Annotated in this window: 22 protein-coding genes; 10 read left to right on the top strand and 12 right to left on the bottom strand. The window is 70.9% G+C overall.

The window, feature by feature from the left end; translation table 11 throughout:
• Window positions 1-19: 19 nt before the first annotated feature.
• The 3 genes from OHA98_RS01295 to pdhA are packed head-to-tail and all read right to left on the bottom strand — an operon-like array spanning window position 20 to window position 3,689.
• Entirely contained in the window at window positions 20-1,498 is a 1,479-nt protein-coding gene (locus tag OHA98_RS01295; protein ID WP_266922235.1) for a dihydrolipoamide acetyltransferase family protein, read from the bottom strand.
• Window positions 1,498-2,529, bottom strand: coding sequence for an alpha-ketoacid dehydrogenase subunit beta (locus OHA98_RS01290; RefSeq protein ID WP_266922234.1), 1,032 nt, complete (start codon window positions 2,527-2,529; stop codon window positions 1,498-1,500). The genes OHA98_RS01295 and OHA98_RS01290 overlap by 1 nt, the downstream gene beginning before the upstream one ends.
• Window positions 2,526-3,689: a pyruvate dehydrogenase (acetyl-transferring) E1 component subunit alpha gene (gene pdhA, locus OHA98_RS01285; protein WP_266922233.1), complete on the bottom strand. Its 1,164-nt coding sequence runs from the start codon at window positions 3,687-3,689 to the stop codon at window positions 2,526-2,528. The genes OHA98_RS01290 and pdhA overlap by 4 nt, the downstream gene beginning before the upstream one ends.
• Window positions 3,690-3,901: 212 nt before the next feature.
• Here pdhA and OHA98_RS01280 point away from each other — a divergent pair, with 212 nt between their 5' ends.
• Window positions 3,902-4,423, top strand: a complete 522-nt coding sequence (locus OHA98_RS01280) for an Lrp/AsnC family transcriptional regulator (protein ID WP_266922232.1) — start codon at window positions 3,902-3,904, stop codon at window positions 4,421-4,423.
• A gap of 19 nt (window positions 4,424-4,442) precedes the next feature.
• Here OHA98_RS01280 and OHA98_RS01275 read toward each other — a convergent pair whose 3' ends face one another.
• Window positions 4,443-5,039, bottom strand: coding sequence for a TetR/AcrR family transcriptional regulator (locus OHA98_RS01275; RefSeq protein WP_266922231.1), 597 nt, complete (start codon window positions 5,037-5,039; stop codon window positions 4,443-4,445).
• A gap of 123 nt (window positions 5,040-5,162) precedes the next feature.
• On the opposite strand from OHA98_RS01275, the gene paaN reads away from it, so the two are divergent.
• Entirely contained in the window at window positions 5,163-6,863 is a 1,701-nt protein-coding gene (gene paaN / locus OHA98_RS01270) for a phenylacetic acid degradation protein PaaN (RefSeq protein ID WP_266922230.1), read from the top strand.
• Between the two features lie 105 nt (window positions 6,864-6,968).
• On the opposite strand, the gene OHA98_RS01265 is transcribed toward paaN, so the two are convergent.
• From OHA98_RS01265 to OHA98_RS01255, 3 genes are all read right to left on the bottom strand, one after another.
• Window positions 6,969-7,739 carry a TrmH family RNA methyltransferase gene (locus OHA98_RS01265; protein ID WP_266922229.1) on the bottom strand — a complete coding sequence of 257 codons (771 nt, stop codon included), beginning with the start codon at window positions 7,737-7,739 and terminating at the stop codon, window positions 6,969-6,971.
• The gene (locus tag OHA98_RS01260; RefSeq protein ID WP_266927639.1) at window positions 7,736-9,007 is read right to left on the bottom strand and encodes an HTTM domain-containing protein; all 1,272 of its coding nucleotides are present in this window, start codon (window positions 9,005-9,007) and stop codon (window positions 7,736-7,738) included. The genes OHA98_RS01265 and OHA98_RS01260 overlap by 4 nt, the downstream gene beginning before the upstream one ends.
• Window positions 9,008-9,225: 218 nt before the next feature.
• Window positions 9,226-10,110: a DUF5819 family protein gene (locus OHA98_RS01255; protein ID WP_266927638.1), complete on the bottom strand. Its 885-nt coding sequence runs from the start codon at window positions 10,108-10,110 to the stop codon at window positions 9,226-9,228.
• Between the two features lie 115 nt (window positions 10,111-10,225).
• Between OHA98_RS01255 and paaA the strand changes: the two genes are divergently transcribed.
• The 6 genes from paaA to OHA98_RS01225 all read left to right on the top strand — a co-directional run bounded on the left by paaA (window position 10,226) and on the right by OHA98_RS01225 (window position 15,269).
• A complete protein-coding gene (gene paaA / locus OHA98_RS01250) occupies window positions 10,226-11,248 on the top strand; it encodes a 1,2-phenylacetyl-CoA epoxidase subunit PaaA (RefSeq protein ID WP_266922228.1) in 1,023 nt (340 codons plus the stop codon).
• Entirely contained in the window at window positions 11,245-11,535 is a 291-nt protein-coding gene (paaB, locus tag OHA98_RS01245; protein ID WP_030972485.1) for a 1,2-phenylacetyl-CoA epoxidase subunit PaaB, read from the top strand. The genes paaA and paaB overlap by 4 nt, the downstream gene beginning before the upstream one ends.
• Window positions 11,532-12,233: a 1,2-phenylacetyl-CoA epoxidase subunit PaaC gene (paaC, locus tag OHA98_RS01240; protein WP_266922227.1), complete on the top strand. Its 702-nt coding sequence runs from the start codon at window positions 11,532-11,534 to the stop codon at window positions 12,231-12,233. Before paaB ends, paaC begins: the two co-directional genes overlap by 4 nt.
• Complete coding sequence (gene paaD, locus OHA98_RS01235) at window positions 12,227-12,724, top strand: 1,2-phenylacetyl-CoA epoxidase subunit PaaD (protein WP_266922226.1); 498 nt, start codon at window positions 12,227-12,229, stop codon at window positions 12,722-12,724. The genes paaC and paaD overlap by 7 nt, the downstream gene beginning before the upstream one ends.
• The gene (locus tag OHA98_RS01230; RefSeq protein ID WP_266922225.1) at window positions 12,725-13,786 is read left to right on the top strand and encodes a 2Fe-2S iron-sulfur cluster-binding protein; all 1,062 of its coding nucleotides are present in this window, start codon (window positions 12,725-12,727) and stop codon (window positions 13,784-13,786) included. It abuts the gene before it with no gap.
• A 223-nt stretch (window positions 13,787-14,009) separates the two neighbouring features.
• Window positions 14,010-15,269, top strand: a complete 1,260-nt coding sequence (locus OHA98_RS01225) for an acyl-CoA dehydrogenase family protein (RefSeq protein ID WP_266922224.1) — start codon at window positions 14,010-14,012, stop codon at window positions 15,267-15,269.
• Window positions 15,270-15,320: 51 nt separating this feature from the next.
• On the opposite strand, the gene OHA98_RS01220 is transcribed toward OHA98_RS01225, so the two are convergent.
• The 4 genes from OHA98_RS01220 to OHA98_RS01205 all read right to left on the bottom strand — a co-directional run bounded on the left by OHA98_RS01220 (window position 15,321) and on the right by OHA98_RS01205 (window position 19,464).
• Complete coding sequence (locus OHA98_RS01220; protein ID WP_266922223.1) at window positions 15,321-15,665, bottom strand: rhodanese-like domain-containing protein; 345 nt, start codon at window positions 15,663-15,665, stop codon at window positions 15,321-15,323.
• A gap of 47 nt (window positions 15,666-15,712) precedes the next feature.
• Entirely contained in the window at window positions 15,713-16,678 is a 966-nt protein-coding gene (locus tag OHA98_RS01215; RefSeq protein WP_266922222.1) for a hypothetical protein, read from the bottom strand.
• A 58-nt stretch (window positions 16,679-16,736) separates the two neighbouring features.
• Window positions 16,737-18,170 (bottom strand): DUF2252 domain-containing protein, encoded by a 1,434-nt coding sequence (locus OHA98_RS01210; protein ID WP_266922221.1) that lies wholly within the window; start codon window positions 18,168-18,170, stop codon window positions 16,737-16,739.
• Window positions 18,171-18,306: 136 nt separating this feature from the next.
• On the bottom strand, window positions 18,307-19,464 hold the full coding sequence (locus OHA98_RS01205; protein WP_266922220.1) for a hypothetical protein: 1,158 nt from the start codon (window positions 19,462-19,464) through the stop codon (window positions 18,307-18,309).
• Between the two features lie 79 nt (window positions 19,465-19,543).
• On the opposite strand from OHA98_RS01205, the gene OHA98_RS01200 reads away from it, so the two are divergent.
• A complete protein-coding gene (locus OHA98_RS01200; protein WP_266922219.1) occupies window positions 19,544-19,993 on the top strand; it encodes a MarR family winged helix-turn-helix transcriptional regulator in 450 nt (149 codons plus the stop codon).
• Between the two features lie 83 nt (window positions 19,994-20,076).
• On the opposite strand, the gene OHA98_RS01195 is transcribed toward OHA98_RS01200, so the two are convergent.
• Window positions 20,077-20,424, bottom strand: coding sequence for a helix-turn-helix domain-containing protein (locus OHA98_RS01195; protein ID WP_266922218.1), 348 nt, complete (start codon window positions 20,422-20,424; stop codon window positions 20,077-20,079).
• Window positions 20,425-20,576: 152 nt separating this feature from the next.
• Here OHA98_RS01195 and OHA98_RS01190 point away from each other — a divergent pair, with 152 nt between their 5' ends.
• Complete coding sequence (locus OHA98_RS01190) at window positions 20,577-21,188, top strand: FMN-dependent NADH-azoreductase (RefSeq protein ID WP_266922217.1); 612 nt, start codon at window positions 20,577-20,579, stop codon at window positions 21,186-21,188.
• The last annotated feature ends 13 nt before the right edge of the window (window positions 21,189-21,201 follow it).

Raw genomic sequence — 21,201 nt, 5'->3', positions numbered from 1 at the left:
TCTCCTGCCGGAGGGACCGCTACAGCGTGCGCAGCAGCACCGCCGGTTGCTCCACGCAGTCGGCCACGTACCGCAGGAATCCGCCCGCCGTGCCGCCGTCACAGACCCGGTGGTCGAAGGTGAGCGAGAGCTGGACGACCTGGCGTACGGCCAGTTCGCCGTTGTGCACCCATGGCTTGGACATGATCCGGCCGACGCCGAGCATGGCTGCCTCCGGATGGTTGATGATCGGCGTCGACCCGTCGACCCCGAACACCCCGTAGTTGTTCAGCGTGAAGGTGCCGCCGGTCAGCTGGGCCGGGGTGAGCGCCCCGGTCCTGGCCGCCTCGGTCAGCCGGGCGATCTCGGCGCCGAGCGACTCCACGTTCCGTGTGTGCGCGTCCCGTACGACCGGGACGACCAGACCGCGCTGGGTCTGGGCCGCGAACCCGAGGTGGACGCCGGGCAGCCGCACGATCTCCCTCGCGGCCAGGTCCACCGTGGAGTTGAGCTCGGGGAACCGGGCCAGCGCCGCCGTGCAGATCCGGGCCAGCAGGGCGAGGACCGACACCTTGGGCCCGGCCGACGGTCCGTCCGCAGCGTTCATCGCGGCCCTGGCGGCCATCAGCTCGGTGGCATCCGCGTCCACCCAGCACGTGGCGTCGGGGATCTCGCTCCGGCTGCGCGACAGCTTGTCCGCGACCGCACCCCGGACCCCGCGCAGCGGAATCCGCTCACCCGCCGGGCCCGCCGCGGCCCGAGCCCCGGGTGCCGCCACCGACGCGGCCCCGGCCGCATCCGCCACGGTGGGCGCATCCGCCACCGCCCTGATCGCGGATTCCACATCGGCACGCAGGATCAGCCCGTCCGGCCCCGACCCCGTCAACTGCCGCAGATCGAGATCGTGCTGCCGTGCCAGCTTCCGCACGAGCGGCGAAACCACCGCCACCGGGCCCGACGACACCTGATCGGTGACCGCTGCGGGAGCGGCGGGGGAGGAAGGAAAAGAAGGGGACACTGTGGCAGGAGCAGCGGCCGGAACAGCGGCCGGAACAGTGACGGACGCGGCTACGGGCGCGGGCTCGGACGCCGTGACGACCGGCATCCGCTCGGGCCGGATCCGCCGACGCCGTGCCGCGGGAGCACCCGTGCCGTATCCCACCAGCACATTGCCCGAGGACTCCGACGTCGACCCCGACACCGACTCCGCCGGCCGGGACGGCCTCGCCGCCCCACCCGTATCGGCCGCCCCCTGTGCGTCCGCTGTCCCCGCCGAACCGACAGCGACGGTCAACAGCGGTGAGCCGACGGGAAGTTCCGTACCCTCCTCACCGAACCGGGCCGTCACCACACCCCCGTAAGGACATGGCACCTCCACCATCGCCTTGGCCGTCTCGACCTCGACGACCGGCTGGTCGATGGCGACGACATCGCCGACCTCCACCAGCCAGCGCACGATCTCCGCCTCGGTCAGGCCCTCGCCGAGGTCCGGCAGCTTGAATTCGAGCACCTGCGGCATCAGCCCTCCGCCTCCCACTGCAACCGGGCCACCGCGTCGAGCACGCGGTCCACGCCCGGCAGATGGTGCCGTTCCACCATGGGTGGCGGATACGGAATGTCGAACCCGGCCACCCTCAGCACCGGAGCCTCCAGATGGTGGAAGCACCGCTCGGTGATCCGGGCCGCGATCTCCCCACCGGGGCCACCGAAACCGGTGGACTCATGGACGACCACCGCTCGCCCGGTCCGTCGCACGGACGCGGCAACCGTCGCGTCGTCGAACGGCACCAGCGAGCGCAGATCGACGACTTCGAGGTCCCAGCCCTCGGCGACGGCCGCTTCCGCCGCCTCCATGCAGACCGGGAGCGAGGGACCGTAGGTGATCAGGGTGGCGCTCCGCCCCGGACGGCGGACCACGGCCCGGCCGATCGGCTCGACCTCCGCGGGAGCATCGGGCGACCAGTCCGCCTTGGACCAGTAGAGCCGCTTGGGCTCCAGGAAGACCACCGGATCGTCGGAGGCGATCGAGGCGCGCAGCAGCCCGTACGCGTCGTCGACCGTGGCCGGTGTGACGACATGGAGGCCGGGCGTGGCCATGTAGTACGCCTCGGAGGAGTCGCTGTGGTGCTCGACCCCGCCGATGCCCCCGCCGTACGGGATGCGCACCGTGATGGGCAGCGGCATGGCGCCCCGGGTGCGGTTCCGCATCTTGGCGACATGGCTGAACAGCTGCTCCAGCGCCGGGTAGGCGAACGCGTCGAACTGCATCTCCACCACGGGCCGCAGCCCGTACATCGCCATACCGACCGCCGCCCCGAGGATGCCCGCCTCGGCCAGCGGCGTGTCCGTACAGCGGTCGTCGCCGAACTCCCTGGCCAGGCCATCGGTGATGCGGAAGACCCCGCCGAGCGTGCCCACGTCCTCACCGAGGACGTGTACGGCCGGGTCCTCGGCCATCGAGTCGCGCAGCGCCCGTCCGAGGGCCTGCGCCATGGTGGCCGGCTTGGCCTTCGCCGTCCGTGCACCGGTCGTCGCCGCAGCGGTGGTCATCGTCCGTCCTCCGCGCCGTGTTCGCCGTGCCGTTCCTGTTCGGCCGCCAGCTCGGCCCGCAAACCGTCCGCCTGCTCCCGCAGCTGTCCGGTCCGTTCCGCGTAGACATGGGTGAACAGGTCCATCGGATCGAGCACCGGGTCGGCGTTCATCCGCTCGCGCAGCGCGGCCGCCATCCGCTCCGCCGCCTCCCGCGCTTCCTCGATGCGGTCCTCGTCGAGCAGCCCGCGCCCGGTCAGCTCCCGCTCCAGGAGCGTGACGGGGTCGTGCGCCCGCCACACCTCGACATCGCTGTCGGTGCGGTACCGGGTCGCGTCATCGGCGTTCGTATGGGCGTCCATGCGGTAGGTGACGGCCTCGACCAGCGTGGGCCCTTCGCCTCGCCTGGCCCGTGCGACCGCTTCGCCGAGCACCTCGTGCATCGCGGCCGCGTCGTTGCCGTCGACCAGCCGGCCCGGCATCCCGTACCCGACCGCCTTGTGGGCGAAGGAGGGGGCGGCGGTCTGTTTGGCCAAGGGGACGGAGATGGCGAAGCCGTTGTTCTGCACGAGGAAGACGACCGGGGCCCGCCAGACCGCCGCGAAGTTCAACGCCTCGTGGAAGTCGCCCTCGCTGGTGCCGCCGTCACCCACCATGGCGAGGGCGACGACATCGTCGCCCTTGAGCCGCGCCGCGTGCGCCAGGCCGACGGCATGCGGCAGCTGGGTGGCGAGCGGGGTGCACAGCGGGGCGATGCGGTGCTCACGCGGGTCGTAGCCGGTGTGCCGGTCACCGCGCAGCAGGGTCAGCGCCTCGACCGGGTCGAGACCGCGCGCCACGGCCGCGAGGGTGTCGCGGTAGCTGGGAAAGAGCCAGTCGCGCTCCTCCAGCACGAGCGCGGCGGCGATCTCGCAGGCCTCCTGCCCCGTGCTCGACGGATAGACGGCGAGCCGGCCCTGCTTGGTCAGGGCCGTGGCCTGCACGTTGTACCGGCGGCCGCGGACCAGCTCGGCGTAGAGCCGCAGCATCAGCTCGGGGTCCGCGTCGGCTGCCGCGTCCGTACCGAGCACCCGGTACGGCTCGGGGTCCGGGAGCAGCGGCGCGGGGTCGGTGAGCGGTTTCCAGGCCGGGGGCGGCGTGGGCCGGTAGGCGGCCGCACCGGGCAGCTCCTGGACCGTCATGAGAAGCACCTCCTGGGCATCGAGGGAGATCGAGGGGTGTCGAAATATGTCGAGATGTCGAGGGGCGGGCGAGGCACGGGTGTGGCGTGTCTCACCTACCGATTGTTCGGTCGTGAGGGCATTTTGGCTACAGGCACCGCCAGCCTGTGGACAAACGGTTCTCCACAGCCTGGGATGGGGACAGGTCGTCCACCAGAGGGAGGCACGGGCAGATGGCAGCTGAACAAATGGCCGACAGGAGCGACGATCCCGGCCAGATTCCGCCCGCGCGACCGCTGGACGCCATCGACCGGGACATCCTCCGCATCCTGCAGACGGACGGCCGTGCCTCGATACGGTCGGTGGCCGAGCGTGTGCATGTCTCACGCGCCAACGCGTACGCCCGGATCAACCGCCTGGTCGAGGACGGCGTGATCCGGGGCTTCGGCGCACGGATCGACCACGAGCGGGCGGGGCAGGGCGCCTCCGCGTACATCACGCTCAAGATCGTCCAGAATTCCTGGCGCACGGTGCGCGAACAGCTTCAGGCGCTGCCGGGGGCCACGCACATCGCCCTGGTCAGCGGCGACTTCGACGTACTGCTGCTGGTACACACCCCGGACAACCGCGCCCTGCGCGAACTGGTCCTCACCCGGATCCAGTCCATCCCCGAAGTCCTCTCCACCCGGACCCTGCTGGTGTTCGAGGAGACGGACCTCGGCCCGCGCCCGGAGCGGCCCCCGGAACTGTCCTGACCGGCTCGGCGGCAGGCTCTCAGCGGCCGGCCGACCGCATCCCCTCGAAGGCCAGCTGGACGACCGTGTCCGCGAGCTGGTCCTCGCCCGGGAAGCCGCCCGGCTGGGGCCGGTACCACTCGACCAGCGAGTTCACCATGCCGAAGAGCAGCCGGGTCGCCAGCCGTATGTCCACGTCGGCACGGAGATCACCGTCGGCCACGGCCGCCTTGAGCAGCTCGGACACCCGCTGGTCGAACTCGCGCCGCCGCTCCAGGGCCCAGCGCTCCGTCTTGGTGTTGCCCCGCACGCGCAGCAGCAGCGTGACGTAGGGGAGCTCCGCCATCAGCACCCCGACCGTGCGGCGCGTGACGTATTCGACCCGCTCGATCGCGCGCCCCCGCGCGGCCCCCGGCTCGTCGAGGATCTGGAAGAGCCCGTCGAGCGCACGGCTCACGGCTCGCCGCAGCAGTTCCTCCTTGCCCGCCACATGGTGGTAGATGGACGACTTCGAGATGCCCGCCGCCTTGGAGAGGTGCTCCATGGACGTACCGTCGTAGCCGCGCTCGTTGAAGACACGAACGGCGACGGTGAGCAGAGTCTCCGGGGTGTACGTGTCCCGCTTGGCCGTGGTCATGACCGCGATCCTCCCCCATGAGTTGTCCACAGGTTTCCTGGGGCCCCTTGTACCGACCGATCGTTCGGTTACTCTAACTCCGTCCGTACCTCCCTGCCCGGCTTGATGAGGAGTTGGTCCGTCATGGCCGCCGAGCTCACCCCGCAGCAGCTGTCCGAGACCCACCGGCCCACGCTCGACCGGGCCCTCGACGCGATCCGCACCCGCGACTACTGGTCCCCGCACCCCGAGCACCCGAAGGCGTACGGCGAGGGCGGCGCCCCGGGGAGCCTGGGAGCGGCGGAGGGCAAGGCGGCGTTCGACGCGGTGCTGCACACCCGGCTCGATCTCGGCCAGCCGGGCACGGACGGCTGGACGGGCGGCGAGATCTCGCCGTACGGGCCGGAGCTCGGCGTCGAGTATCCGCACGCCGACCCGGACATCCTGCTCCCTGCCATGAAGGCCGGCATGGGCGCCTGGCGGACGGCGGGGCCGGAGACCAGGGCCCTGGTCTGTCTGGAGATCCTGTCCCGCGTCAGTGCCCGCACCCATGAGCTGGCCCACGCCGTGATGCACACGAGCGGGCAGGCGTTCATGATGGCGTTCCAGGCGGGCGGCCCACACGCCCAGGACCGTGGACTGGAGGCGGTGGCGTACGCCTACCAGGAACAGACCCGCACCCCGCTGACGGCCGACTGGTCCAAGCCGCAGGGCAAGCGCGACCCGCTCCGGCTGCACAAGTCGTTCACCGCGGCGGGACGCGGCATCTCGCTGCTGATCGGCTGCAACACCTTCCCCACCTGGAACGGCTATCCCGGCCTCTTCGCCTCCCTCGCCACCGGCAACCCGGTCCTGGTCAAGCCGCATCCGCGCGCGGTTCTCCCGCTGGCGCTCACGGTGCGGCTGGCCCGCGAGGTGCTGGCCGAGGCGGGCTTCGACCCGAATCTGGTCGCGCTCGCCACCGAGCGGCCGGGCGAGGGCATCGCCAAGAACCTGGCGGTCCGCCCCGAGATCAAGATCATCGACTACACCGGCTCCACCGCCTTCGGCGACTGGCTGGAGGCCAACGCCCGGCAGGCCCAGGTCTACACGGAGAAGGCCGGGGTCAACACGATCGTCGTCGACTCCACCGACGACTACCGCGGCATGCTCGCCAACCTGGCGTTCTCGCTCTCCCTGTACAGCGGCCAGATGTGCACCACCCCGCAGAATCTGCTGATCCCCCGGGACGGCATCACGACGGACGCCGGGGCCAAGTCGTACGACGACGTCGTCGCCGATGTCGCCGCCTCCGTCACCGGACTCCTCGGGGACGACGCACGGGCCGCCGCGCTGCTCGGTGCCCTGGTCAACCCGGATGTGAGGGCACGCGTCGAGGCGGCGTCCGGCCTGGGCGAGGTCGCCCTGCCCTCCCGGACGGTCGCCAACCCCGAATTCCCGGACGCGGCGGTCCGTACGCCGGTCATCGTCAAGCTCGACGGCGGCAAGCCGGACGACGACGCGGCCTATCTGTCGGAGTGCTTCGGCCCGGTGTCCTTCGCCGTGGCGGTCGCCTCGACCGCGGACGCCGTGGACCTGCTCCGCCGCACCGTCCGCGACAAGGGCGCCATGACGGTCGGCGCCTACACCACGTCCCCGGAGGTGGAGCGCGCGGTGGAGGACGTCTGCTTCGAGGAGTCGGCCCAGCTCTCGCTGAATCTGACCGGCGGGGTGTACGTCAACCAGACCGCGGCCTTCTCCGACTTCCACGGCTCGGGCGGCAACCCGGCGGCGAACGCCGCCCTGTGCGACGGGGCCTTCGTGTCCAACCGCTTCCGTGTGGTGGAGGTCCGCCGCCAGGCGTGATCACCGGTCCGAAGCCCCGCGCCCGGTCCGGGGCTTCGGACCCCAGCCCCTCGAACTCCGAGCCCTCGGACTCCGAGCCCTTCGGCCACTCAGCCCCTCAGAGCCTCAGCCGCGGGGGTCCGGAACGTCCGCGTACCGCTGCACCCACGCGTGCATCGCGATGGCCGCCGCGGCACCGGCGTTGATCGACCGGGTGGAGCCGAACTGCGCGATGGAGCACACCATCGTCGCGTGGTTCCGCGCCTCCTCCGTGAGCCCCGGCCCCTCCTGCCCGAACAGCAGCACACAGCGCCGCGGCAGCTCGGTCCGTTCCAGCGGCACGGCCCCGGGGAGGTTGTCGATCCCGATGATCGGCAGCCCCTCGGCAGCCGCCCACGCGGTCAGGTCCGCCGTGTCGGGGTGATGCCGGACGTGCTGGTAGCGGTCGGTGACCATGGCCCCGCGCCGGTTCCAGCGGCGCCGCCCCACAATGTGGATCTCCTTGGCGAGGAAGGCGTTCGCGGTACGCACCACCGAGCCGATGTTGAAGTCGTGGCCCCAGTTCTCCACCGCCACATGGAAGTCGTGCCGCCGCAGATCGAGATCGGCGACGATCGCCTCCCGCGTCCAGTACCGGTACTCATCACCGACATTGCGCCGGTCCCCGTGGGCGAGCAGCTCGGGGTCGTACCGCTCGCCCTCGGGCCAGGGCAGAGGATGCGGCCCGACGCCGATCTCGGTCCCGTACCCGTCGTCGTACTGGATGGGTTCCGCTTCCGGTTCCGGTTCCGGTACGGCTACCGCTACCGGTTTCGGGGAGGGCTCGGGCGCCGCCTCGGACGGCTCGGGGGCCGCCGCTGCGGGGGGCTCTTCTGTTCTGCCGGTCTCACTGCTCACCCGACGAGCGTATGGCCCCCACCGGCACCGCGCTGCGGGGCCTCCCGCGTACCGGCGCGATCGGTGCCCGGCCGACCGGGCACCCGGCCGGAATCACCAGGAGCACCCGGACCGCCCGCCACGCGCGGCAGGCGGGAGAACAACCGCTCCCGTCCGAGCGCCACCCGCCCGCCCAGCCACACCAGGAAGACGGTGGGCAGGAAGACGGCGTCCGCGGCGATCATCGCCATCGAGAAGAACGGCAGCCCGAGCAGCAGGGCGATTCCGGCGTGCTCACAGATCATCGCGACCAGCAGAACGTTCTTGACCCGCCGGTTGAACAGCGTGAAGGGGAAGGCGACCTGGACGATGACCGTGCCGTACGTCAGCGCCATCACCATCACACCGTTGGAGGCGAGGATGTCCGACAGACCGGGCCAGGGCGAGAAGTAGTCGAGCTGGAGCGGGTAGTGGAGCGCGGTGCCGTCCTGCCAGCGCGACCCCTGGATCTTGTACCAGCCGGCGGTCGCGTAGATCAGACAGACCTCGGCCATGATCACGGCGAGGGTGGCGTTGTGGGCGAGATTGGCCAGGACATCGAGCAGGGTCCGCGGTTCACCGTGCGGCGCAAAGCGGTTGGCGGCCCACCACGCGGCACTCCCCAGCCAGATCACCCACAGCAGAACGGGCAGCCACCAGGTTCCTCCGAGGCCGTCCATCAGCGTGGCGATCAGCAGGACCGGGCCGAGCACCGCCCACAGGACCGGACCCACCACGTCGCGTACCGGAGCGAGACCGTTCACGGCGCGGTCCGCGTTCCGTACGGCGTTCCGCTTCGCGCGCCGGGCATCCAGCGACCAGACCTGGGCACAGCGCGTCAGGACCAGATAGATCGCCATCAGGTGGATGACGTTGTCCCCGCCGTCACCCATGAAAATGCTGCGGTTCTGCACGGAGAGCACGCCGGCCATGAAGAGGACGGACGCGGTCCGGGTACGCCAGCCGAGCAGCAGGGCTGCGGCGGACAGCAGCGTGAGGACGTACACGGCCTCGAACCAGAGCGCGCTGTCCGACCACATGAGTACGGAGAAGGCTTCGTTGTTCGCTATGAGCTGCCGGGCCATGTCCCAGTGCCACGGGCTGTCGGGACCGTAGAGCTCATGGCGGTTCGGCAGTTCGCGCAGCAGGAACAGCAGGTACGTGGCCGAAAAACCGATCCGGATCACGGCGCTCTGGTACGGGCCCATGGCCGACGCGGTGACGCGCTGGATACCGCGGGCGAGACCGATTCCGGCTTTCTGGCCAAGCCCGGGAGCGGGGGCCGGGCCGCGGCCCGCAGGAATCGGTCCAGGGTTCGAGCCGGGAGTCCGGCCGGGAATCGGTCCAGGATCCACGCCGGGGTTCCCGGGATTCCGGCGGGAGGCCGAAGGGGCCTGCCGGGGGGACGCAAGGTCCTGGCCCGGGTTCGGAGGGTTCTGGCCGGGGAAACCGGCCGGGGAGGATGTGGTCACTTGTCCGCCTCCTCGCCGCGCGACGCCTGCGGCGCTCCGGCGTTCTCGGGAAGATCGTCCGGGGTCACGGTCCACCACGGGAGCACCCGGTAGTTCGGCCGGGTGCTGATCTTCTCCTCGCTCCAAGAGGGCGGACCGACGGAGCGGGTCTCGGAACGTACCTGGATGCGCTCGACGGTGCCGCCGTAGTCCCGCTCGCTGAGGCGCAGCATCACGATGCGCCGGATGTAGCGCTCGGAGAGATCACCGCGCAGGCCGTTGGGGCGGTTCGCGCTGTCATGGGAGTTGACGAAGAAGTCCCAGCCCCGGCGGAGCTCGTTCTGATTCACATGGCTGGGGAAGAAACTGCCACGTATCGCCTTGCCGTCCTCGCCGGAGAGGCTCATCCACGGGGTGGTGCGGCGGCCGTCCGCACCGGCCACCTCGGCCCGCACATGGACGGCGATGTTCTGCTGGAGCGGATTGGGGGCGAACAGCTTCCAGTTCTGTTCGAACTCCGGGTAGACCCATTCGTCGACCGCTTCACCATGCTGCTTCGTCAGGGTGTTGGACGGTGCGACGTGCAGAAAGACCATGGCCACCTGGGCACAGGCGAGCAGTCCGATGAGGGACAGCGCGAGGGCCGCGACGGCTTGGTACCGGAAGGAGAGCGCGGCTATGCCGCCGCCGGCAGCACGGCCGGCGGAGCCGGGCGCGGGGTCCGCCGGAACGTCCGCCGACGCAGGCGCCGGGACGCCCGCCGGAACGTCCGCCGGGGCAGGGGGCAGGCCGTCCGCCCGGGGGTGCGGCGGGGCTTGCGGCGGGGCGTCGCCATGGCTCACCGCCTGCGGCCAGGGGTCCTTCTCCCTGCTGTCGGAGCGCCCACCGTGGTCCGAATCCATCCCGCCCCGCTCACCGTCGATCACCACCGAGTTATCCACAGGGTTGACACCCTACGGGCCGCCGACTCACCATTGAAGTCATTGAACCGAACGATCGGTCGGTAGGGAGTCCGGGATGGCGGCAGTGACTGCGGACCAGAAGGCGCAGAGAACGGCAGACCCAGCGGATACGGCGGACGCGGCCCGCGTCGCGGCATTCGACGCGTCGGTGGCGGCCGACGACCGGATCGAGCCGCGCGACTGGATGCCGGAGGCGTACCGGGCCTCGCTGGTCCGCCAGATGGCCCAGCACGCCCACTCGGAAATCATCGGTATGCAGCCCGAGGCCAACTGGATCACCCGCGCACCCTCCCTGCGGCGCAAGGCCATCCTGATGGCCAAGGTGCAGGACGAGGCCGGACACGGGCTCTATCTCTACAGCGCCGCCGAGACGCTGGGCACCAGCCGCGAGGAGCTGCTCGACAAGCTCCACGCGGGACGCCAGCGCTATTCCTCGATCTTCAATTACCCGACGCTGACCTGGGCGGACGTCGGGGCGATCGGCTGGCTGGTGGACGGCGCCGCGATCACCAACCAGGTGCCGCTCTGCCGCTGCTCGTACGGCCCCTACGCGCGGGCGATGGTCCGGATCTGCAAGGAGGAGTCCTTCCACCAGCGCCAGGGGTACGAGCTGCTGCTCACCCTGAGCCGGGGCACCCCGGAGCAGCACGAGATGGCGCAGGACGCGGTGAACCGCTGGTGGTGGCCCTCCCTGATGATGTTCGGCCCGCCCGACGACGCGTCGGCGCACTCCGCGCAGTCGATGGCCTGGAAGATCAAGCGCCACTCCAACGACGAACTGCGCCAACGCTTCGTGGACATCTGCGTACCGCAGGCCGAGGCGCTGGGACTCGCCCTCCCGGACCCCGGCCTCCGGTGGAACGAGGAGCGCGGCCAGCACGACTTCGGCGCGATCGACTGGACGGAGTTCCAGGAGGTCCTCAAGGGCAACGGCCCCTGCAACGAGCAGCGCCTCACCCAGCGCCGCGAGGCACACGAAGAAGGAGCCTGGGTCCGGGACGCGGCAGCGGCGTACGCGGCCAAACACCCGGCCCGAGGGTCCGCACAGCACACCCAGCCCGGGGAGGCAACGGCATGAGCAGCTCGACCGACTGGCCGCTGTGGGAGGTGTTCGTACGCTCGCGGCGCGGACTGTCGCACACCCACGCGGGCAGTCTGCACGCACCCGACGCCGAGATGGCCCTGCGCAACGCACGCGATCTGTACACGCGCCGCTCCGAGGGCGTCTCGATCTGGGTGGTTCCGTCCACGGAGATCACCGCGTCCTCCCCGGACGAGAAGGACTCGTTCTTCGAACCGGCCGGGGACAAGCCCTACCGGCACCCGACGTTCTACGAGATCCCGGAAGGGGTGAAGCACCTGTGAGCGCGGCTCTCGCCCTGGGCGACGATGCGCTGGTGCTCTCGCACCGGCTGGGGGAGTGGGCGGGCCACGCCCCCGTGCTGGAGGAGGAAGTGGCCCTCGCCAACATCGCCCTGGACCTCCTGGGCCAGGCCAGGGTGCTGCTCTCCCTCGTCGGCGACGAGGACGAGCTCGCCTACCTCCGCGAGGAGCGGGCCTTCCGCAACCTCCAGCTGGTCGAGCAGCCCAACGGCGACTTCGCCCACACCATCGCCCGCCAGCTCTACTTCTCCGTCCATCAGCACCTGCTGTACAGCGAGTTGGCGGCCGGGCAGAGCCAGTTCACGGATCTCGCGGCGAAGGCGGTCAAGGAAGTCGCCTACCACCGGGACCACGCCGAGCACTGGGTCCTGCGGCTGGGCGACGGCACGGCCGAGAGCCACGAGCGGCTCCAGGCCGGCCTGGACGCCCTGTGGCGCTTCACCGGCGAGATGTTCCAGCCCGTCGAAGGACTGGACATCGACTGGGAGGCGCTGCGCGGGAGTTGGCTGACTGCCATCACCGATGTCGTGGAGCGCGCCACGCTGAGCGTCCCGGACGGCCCGCGGTCCGGAGCCTGGGCGGCCGGGGCCGGTCGCCAGGGGCTGCACACCGAGCCGTTCGGCAGGATGATCGCCGAAATGCAGCACCTGCACCGCAGCCATCCGGGGGCGTCATGGTGACCGAGACCCTGCTGGAGGAGGAGCTGCACAGGCTGGCCGGCTCCGTACCCGACCCCGAACTGCCGGTCCTGACACTGGACGAGCTCGGCGTCCTGCGGGGCGTCCAGGTGGTCGCCCCGGGCCGGGTGACAGTGCGGCTCACCCCGACGTACACCGGCTGCCCGGCGATCGAGGCCATGTCCGCCGACATCGAGCGGGTGCTGCACGACCACGGCATACCGGAGGTCTCCGTGGTCACCGTGCTCGCACCGGCCTGGACGACGGACGACATCAGCGCCGAGGGACGGCGCAAGCTCGCCGAGTTCGGCATCGCCCCGCCACGCGCCCACGGCGCGGACGGGGGACCCGTGCCACTGACGCTCGCGGTGCGCTGCCCGCACTGCGGCTCCACCGATACGGAGCTGCTGAGCCGGTTCTCCTCCACGGCGTGCAAGGCACTGCGCCGTTGCGTCACCTGCCGCGAACCGTTCGACCACTTCAAGGAGTTGTAGATGTTCCATCCGCTCCGGGTCAGCGCGATCGAACGGATCACAGACGATGCGGTGGCCGTCACCTTCGCCGTGCCGGCCGAGCTGCGCGAGACCTTCCGACACACCCCGGGTCAGCATCTCAACGTGCGTTACACCGTGGACGGCGCGGAGATCCGGCGCTCGTACTCGATCTGCGCACCGGCCGCCGAGCAGCCGGCCGAGCCGGTGCTGCGGGTCGGCATCCGCATGGTCGACGGCGGCGCGTTCTCCACGTACGCCCTGAAGGAGCTGGCCGTCGGGGACGAGGTCGAGGCCATGGCCCCGATGGGCCGCTTCGTCCTGAAGCCGCGTCCCGGCCTCTTCGCGGCGGTCGTCGGGGGAAGCGGCATCACCCCGGTGCTGTCGATGGCGGCGACGCTGCTGGCACGGGAACCGCGGGCACGGTTCTGCCTGATCCGCAGCGACCGGACGGCGGCGTCGACGATGTTCCTCGACGAGGTCGCCGACCTGAAGGACCGGTATCCGGACCGCTTCCAGCTGGTGACGGCGCTTTCCAGGGAGGAGCAGTCGGCCGGGCTCCCGTCCGGGCGGCTGGACCGTGATCGGCTCACCGGTCTGCTGCCCGCCCTGCTGCCCGTGCGGGACGTGGACGGCTGGTTCCTGTGCGGGCCGTTCGGCCTGGTGCGGGGGGCGGAGGGCGCGCTGCGCGATCTCGGCGTCGACCGGACCCGGATCCATCAGGAGATCTTCCACGTCGACGACGGCCCTGCGGCACCCGCCGCCGCGGCCCGGGTCGCCTCGCCGGCCGACAGCACTCTCACCGCGACCCTCCACGGCCGTTCGGGGAGCTGGCCGGTGCAGGATGCCGAGTCGCTGCTGGAGACGGTCCTGCGCAGCCGCTCAGACGCGCCGTACGCCTGCAAGGGCGGGGTGTGCGGGACCTGCCGGGCCTTTCTCGTGTCGGGCGAGGTGCGGATGGACCGCAACTTCGCGCTGGAGCCGGAGGAGACCGGGGCAGGCTTCGTGCTGGCGTGCCAGTCGCACCCGCTGACGCCGGAGGTGGAGCTGGACTTCGACCGCTGACCTTCCCGGCACGCGCCCGCTCCCGGCAGTCGGCTCTCCCCGCACCGGGGTATCCAGTTCCGGGTACTCCGGGGGCTCTCCCCTCGCCGGGATCTCCAGCACCGGGGCCTCTGGCGCTCGCGGTGTTCCCTTCTTATAGAACCTGTTCTATCTTGACGATCCGTCAGGTCCGGCTGCGGACAGCGCGGTTCAGGGACGCTACGGTTCGCGGGAGGCCGGGACAGTGGACTTCACCTTCACCGAGGAACAGCAGGCGGCCGTAGAGGCGGCGCGGGCGGTCTTCTCCGGCGTCGCACCCGACGCCGTGCCCAGTCCCGCACTGACCCCTGGTGCGGTCGCGGAGGACATCGACAGGGCGCTGTGGGCCGGGCTCGCCGGTACGGATCTGCTGAGCCTCACGCTGTCGCCGGAATACGGCGGAGCGGGCCTCGACCCGGTCGCCCTGTGCCTGGTGCTGCGCGAGTCGGCGAAGGTCCTGGCCAGGGTTCCGCTGCTGGAGGGCTGCGCGGTCGCGATGGCCCTTCAGCGCCACGGCGACCGCACGCTGGCGGCCGAGCTGCTGCCCGGCTTCGGCCGGGGCGAGCTCGTCCTGACCGTCGGGGCCAACGGGCGCACCGGACACGACCCGGCCGAGCTCGCCGTCACCGCCCGCCGGACAACGGCGCACCCCGTCGACGAAGGAACCACCGAAGCCGGAGCCGGGGCCCAAGCCGGATCCAGGGCCGGGACTGAGGCCGGATCCAGGACCGGGGCCCAGGCCGCGACGGGAGCCGAGGCGGCGAACACGTCGGGGTGGGTGCTCGACGGGGTGCAGTCAGCGGTGCCCTGGGCCCAGATCGCGGACTGGATCGCGATACCCGCCCACACGGGAGAGGGCCGGTCGGTCCTGGCTCTGGTGCGCCGCACCCAGGACGGCGTGACGCTCGCCGAGCAGGTTTCCACGAGCGGCGAGCGCCTCGCGGAGGTCACGCTCCGGTCCGTGCGTATCGACGACCGCGAGCTGATCGACGCTCCGGATGCCTGGGACTGGCTGCGGTCGCTGCTGACCACCGGTACCTGCGCGCTGGCCCTGGGGCTGGGCGAACGGGTGCTCTCGATGACCAGTGCGTACACGGGAAAGCGCGAACAGTTCGGCTTCCCGGTGGCCACGTTCCAGGCCGTGGCCGTACAGGCCGCCGACAGGTACATCGATCTGCGGGCCATGGAAGTGACCCTCTGGCAGGCCGCCTGGCGCATCTCCACCGAAGCCGGAGGCGCACTGCCCCCCGCGGGCGACATCGCCGTGGCGAAGATCTGGGCCTCGGACGGCGTCCGCCGCATCGTGCAGACCGCGCAGCATCTGCACGGCGGCTTCGGCGCGGACACGGACTATCCCCTGCACCGCTACCACGCCTGGGCGAAGCAGATCGAGCTGTCCCTGGGACCGGCGGCGGCCCATGAGGAGGCCTTGGGCGACCTGCTGGCCGCCCATCCCCTCGGCTGACGCACAGGGTCCGGAACGCCGAGCCCAGGTGCCAAGCCCGGTGCTCGGGGTTCAGAGGACGAACGCGGGGTTCCCGTTGTCCGTGACCATCGGGCGCCCGGCGCCGTCCCAGGCGAGCATCCCGCCGTCGATGTTCACCGCGTCGATGCCCTGCTGAACCAGATACTGGGTGACCTGCGCGGACCGGCCGCCGACCCGGCACATCACATGCACGCGCCGGCCGTCCTCGGCCGCTTCGGTCAGCTCACCGAAGCGGCCGACGAAGTCACTCATCGGAATGTGCAGCGCGCCCTCGACATGTCCGGCCGCCCATTCGTCGTTCTCCCGGACATCCAGGACGAGGCCGTCCGACGGCACCGCCGCGACGTCCACCGAGGGCAGCTGGGCGAAATTCATGGGTCAGGCCTTCTCTCGTCACGTACGCGGCACAGTCATCCGAAACGCTACTGCACCATCTCCGAGAGCTCGGCCTCACGCCGGGACACCTCGCCCAGGAGCTGTTCACCGATGTCCTCCAGCAGCCTGTCCGGGTCGTCCGGGGCCATCCGCAGCATCGAGCCGATCGCGCTCTCCTCCAGCTCCCGCGCGAGCACCGTGAGCAGCTCCTTTCGGCGGCTGAGCCATTCCAGCCGGGCGTAGAGCTCCTCGCTCTCGCTGAGCGGGGCCTCCGGCGGGACCGGGCCCGCCGCCCACTCCTCGACCAGTTCCCGCAGCAGGGCCTCGTCCCCGCGCCCGTAGGCGGCGTTGACCCGGGTGATGAATTCGTCCCGGCGCTCCCGCTCCCGCTCGTCCTGGGCCAGATCCGGGTGGGCCTTGCGGGCCAGCTCGCGGTAGAGCTTGCGCGCCTCCTCGCTCGGCCGGACGCGCTTCGGCGGCCGGACCGGCTGCTCGGTGAGCATGGACGCCGCTTCGGGAGACAGCCCGTCGGAGTCCATCCAGTCGTGGAACAGTTCGTCGACCCCCGGCATCGGCATGACGACCGCCCGCGCCTCCTGGGCCTTGCGCACATCCTCGGGGTCACCGGTACGGGCGGCCCGAGCCTCCGCGATCAGCGCGTCCAGCTCGTCGAGGCGGGCGTACATCGGGCCGAGCTTCTGGTGGTGCAGCCGGGAGAAGTTCTCCACCTCGACCCGGAAGGTCTCCACCGCGATCTCGAACTCGATCAACGCGTGCTCGGCCACCTGGACGGCCTTGGCGAGCCGCGCTTCGGGCCTCGGCGGCGCCTGCTCGCCATCGGGCACCGAACCCTGTCCAGGGGCCTCTGCCGAATCCTGTCCAGGGTCCTGCGCGGACTGCGGCTCGGCCTGCCGGTCGTTGTCCTGCCGGCCTTCGCCGATGTCCTGCCGGTCTTCGTCGGTCCGGTCTTCGTCGTTCCGGGTGGTCGGCACCCCGGCGGCTTCGTGGGTCACCCGTCCAGCGTATGGCCACGACCGGCGCCCCGGGGACGCGCGGTCACCGCGGTGCACGTCATATACCCAGCTCGGCGGCTATCCGCCCCGCCTTGACCGCCCGCACCAGCTCGGCATGGTCCGCTTCCGTACGGTCGGCGTAGGTGACCGCGAAGCCGGCCACCGCCTCGTCCAGCTCGGCACTCTTGCCGCAGTAGCCCGCGAGCAGCCGGGGATCCGCGCTGTGCGCGTGCGCCCGCGCCAGCAGGGCACCCGTCATCCGCCCGTAGTCGTCGACCTGATCGGCCGCCAGCGCCGCCGGGTCGACACTTCCCTTGCGGTTCCTGAACTGCCGTACCTGGAACGGTCTGCCGTCGACCTCCGCCCAGCCGAGCAGTATGTCGCTGACGACCTGCATCCGCTTCTGCCCGAGCACCACCCGACGCCCTTCGTGCGCCGCCTCCGGAACATCGAATCCGACCGCCGGAAGAAACGGCGCCAGCGCGGACGGGCGCGCCTCCTTCACCTGGAGAACCAGCGGCTCACCGCGGTGGTCGAGCAGCAGCACCACATACGACCGGGTCCCCACGCTTCCGGTGCCGACCACCCGGAACGCCACGTCGTGGATCGCGTACCGCGCGAGCAGCGGCACCCGGTCCTCGGAGACCGTACGCAGATAGCCACCGAGGCCCGCCGCGACCGCAGCGGCCTCCGCGTCCGGCACCCGGCGCAGCACGGGCGCGGCGTCGACGAACCGGCGCCCGCCGTCCCCGGTGTCCTCCGTGGACCTGGCGGCGAACCGGGCACTCGTGTTGTTGCGGGCCTTCGCCGAGACCCGCTCCAGCGTCCCGAGCAGGTCCCGCGCGTCCGTGTGCGAGACGAGCTCCTCGTCCGCGATGGCGTTCCAGGCGTCCAGCGCGGGAAGCCCGGCCAGCAGCCGCATCGTCCGCCGGTAGGCACCGACGGTGTCGTACGCACCCCGCCGGCAGGTGTCCTCGTCGGCCCCGGCCGCACGTCCCGCCAGCACCAGCGAGGTGGCGAGCCGCTTGAGGTCCCACTCCCAGGGGCCGAAGACGGTCTCGTCGAAGTCGTTGAGATCGATGACCAGGCTGCCCCGCGCATCGCCGTAGAGTCCGAAGTTGGCGGCGTGCGCGTCGCCGCAGAGCTGAGCGCCCACCCCGGTGACCGGAGTGCCCGTCAGGTCGTGGGCCATGAGCCCGGCCGAGCCCCGCAGAAACGCGAACGGCGTGGCGGCCATCCGACCCACTCGGATCGGCGTCAGGTCCGGCACCCGGCCCCGGTTCGACTCCTCGACCGCCCGCACCGCGTCCGGCCGCCCGGAGGGGAGGACCAGCGCGTCGTGCGAGGAGCGCGGCACCCGTTCCCGCAACGCCTTACCGGCCGCCTTCGGCGACTTCGGTGCCGCGCGCCGGGCGAACCCGGGTACCTCCGGAATGCGCGGCACCGCCGTCGCCGCCCGCTCTTCCGGCATCGTCACATCGACTTCGCCCATGGAGCGCCGCCTCCCCCGCCCTTGTCCGACTGCCGTGCCCAACATCGATCGATCACGACCGTACCGCCGTTCCCATACGGCCGCCCGCCCCTGTGGATAACCCACGACGAACCCTGTGGACAACGTACTTCGCAGGTCAGACGCCGACCGCCTCCTCCAGCTCCTCCTCCAGTTCCTCGTCCTCGTCCTGCTCCTCGTGCCGATCCGCCAGACGATCCGCCGCGACCGCACCCCCGGCTCTCCCCGCATCCCCGGCCCTCCCGGTGCCCCCGGCACCGGCAGCCACCCCGGCCTCCGGCCGAACCGCTGCCCGCTTCCGGGCCTCGGCCAGACCGGCGGCTCCCATCACGGCCAGCCCCGCGACGAACCACAGCACGAGCACCAGGACATGCCCGCCGAGCGCGTGACCGTCGAAGTAGACATGGCTTCGTACGCCCTCGACGAAGCCCGCGCCGTTCCAGAAGGCGTGGAGGGAGCCGAAGAAACCTGGCTGCAGCTCGGGCCGGAAGATGCCTCCCGAGCTGGTGAAGTTGAGCATGACGAACAGCACCATCACCCCGAGCGTCGTCCACCGCTTGAGGAACGTGTGCAGCCCGACACCGATCAGCAGGATTCCCGCCGAATAGAGCCATGCCATCGCCCAGAGGCCACCGAGTCCTTGGTCCACGAGACCGAAGAGCGGCCCGGCGAACACGGCACCGATGAGGCTCACCACGAGTGAGGCACCCGCCACCAGCGCCGCCCTGATCCGGAGCGCCAGCGCACCGCCCGCGCCGCCGATCACGGCGACCGACGCGTACGACCCGATGCTGATGGCGACCAGCAGGAAGAAGATCCCCTGCCCGGTCGGATCGCCGTCCGCCGTCGGCGCCACGTTCGTCACCTTCAGCGGGGCTCCCTGCCCGGCCGCCACCTCGGTGAAGACCTTCTGCACCACCGTCGCGCTGGTGTCCGACGAAGCGGTGGCCACCACCAGTTCGGGGCTCTTCCCCGGCAGGTACGCGCCGTAACTCGCCTGGCTCCTCAGGTGGTCCACCGCGGTGCCCCGGTCGGCGACGGTCCGCACGTCCAGCGCGCCGTCGCCCTCGTTCTGCAAGGTCTGCGCGAGCATCTGGGCGCTCGGCCCCGAGCCGACCACGTCCACGCGCAGATCGTGCGGCTCCGGGGCATGGAACGCGCCCAGATAGGCCAGCCCCATGCCGACGCACATCAGCAACGGGGTGACGAGGTGACTGAGCACATGACGCAGCGCACCGGCGGCGGCGCCGGAAGCGGTACTCGGGCCTGCGGACATCCGACGATCTCCCATGGTTGGCTTTTACAACTTTCAGATCCGTTGTACTATACAACTGAAATTCGAGGAAGGTGAATCCGTGCCAGGCACCCCGGGAGAGCGCGAGAAGTCGCTGGACGTCATCCAGCGCGAGCTGACCGCCTTCGCGCGCCGAGCACGCGCGGCGGCAGCGCGGCTCCACCCCGAGCTGCCCCTGGTCTCGTACACCTTGCTGGCGCACATCGACGACCGGCACGGCTGCCGCGCCACGGATCTGGCCGCGCACTACATGCTCGACAAATCAACCGTCAGCAGGCAGATCGCAACCCTGGAGAAGCTCGGCCTGGTCGAGCGCCACCCAGACCCGACCGACCACCGCATCCAGGTACTGCACCCCACCGAAGCGGGCACACAGGCCCTCGCCTCCACCCAGGCGAGCCGCCGGGCCGCCTATCAGGAGCGGCTGGCCGAGTGGCCGGCGGAAGACCTCAGCCGGTTCGCGGAGTACCTGCTGCGCTACAACTCGACCGGGGATTCAACGCAGCAGTAGCCGGTTCCACGGCAGCAGCCGGTTGCACAGCAGTGGCGGACTCGGCAGCGGCGGCCGACGCCACGACAGCGGCAACCAGGTCCTCAGCAGCCGGAATCCTCGCCCGGCAGATAGACGTCCGCCCACCGTCCGAGCTCCTTGAGGGCCGGCTCCATCGCGGCTCCCGCGTCGGTGAGGCGGTACGAGACGCGCAGCGGCGGCCCTTCATCGACCTCGCGCACCACCAGACCGGCGGCCCCCAGCTCGGACAGCCGGTCCGAGAGCATGCGCTCACTGATACCGGGAATCGCGCGCCGCAGATCCGCGAAGTGCACGGACTGCCGCATCAGCACCGAGACGATCGGGCCGGTCCAGCGCTTGCCGAACAGCTCGAAGACGCGAGTGATGCCCACATCGACCCGCCGACAGGCCTGCTCGCTGTGATCCGCCATGCCTCTACAGTACTGCGCCCACGTGAGGTGCTTACGAAAAGTAAGGGGCTATGGTATTCATAGGTACACACGGAAATTTAGTTCCGTACCGGCAGGTCCGCCTCCACGCCGGCCCGCCCCTCTCGCCCCCCCTCATATCTGTGGAGATCTCCATGGCCACGCTTCTGCACCTCGACTCCGCCGTCTTCCCCCAGGGCTCCGCGTCCCGGGACGTCACCTCGGCGTTCGTACAGGCCTGGCGCGAACAGCACCCGGACGGCACGGTCGTCTACCGGGATCTCGCCGCCGAACCGCTGCCCCATCTGGACGCCGCAGCCGTGACCGCCGGTGCCGGGGACCCGCTGCGCAGGGAGCTGACCGAGGAGCTGGCCGCGGCGGACGCGGTCCTGATCGGCGCCCCGATGTACAACTTCTCGATCCCGTCCACGTTGAAGGCCTGGCTGGACCAGGTGATCGTCGTCGGCCACAACGCCGGAGCGAACTCCCCCATCGCGGGCACCCCGGTCACCGTCGTCGCGAGCCGCGGCGGCTCGTACGCGCCCGGCACCCCGCGCGAGGGATTCGAGTTCGTCCAGAACTACCTGGAGAAGGTACTGACGGGCATGTTCTCCGCCGAGGTCGACTTCATCGTTCCGGAACTGACCCTGGCGCACTCCAAGCCCGAGATGGCCGACCTGATACCGCTCGCCGAGAAGTCCCGCGCCCAGGCACTCAGCGACGCCGCCGAGAAGGCGAAGGCCCTCGCCGGGCGCATGGCCGCCTGACAGCACACCCGAC

The sequence above is a fragment of the Streptomyces sp. NBC_00654 genome (assembly GCF_026341775.1).
GTDB lineage: Bacteria > Actinomycetota > Actinomycetes > Streptomycetales > Streptomycetaceae > Streptomyces.
This window is presented reverse-complemented; position numbering and strand designations above follow the sequence as displayed.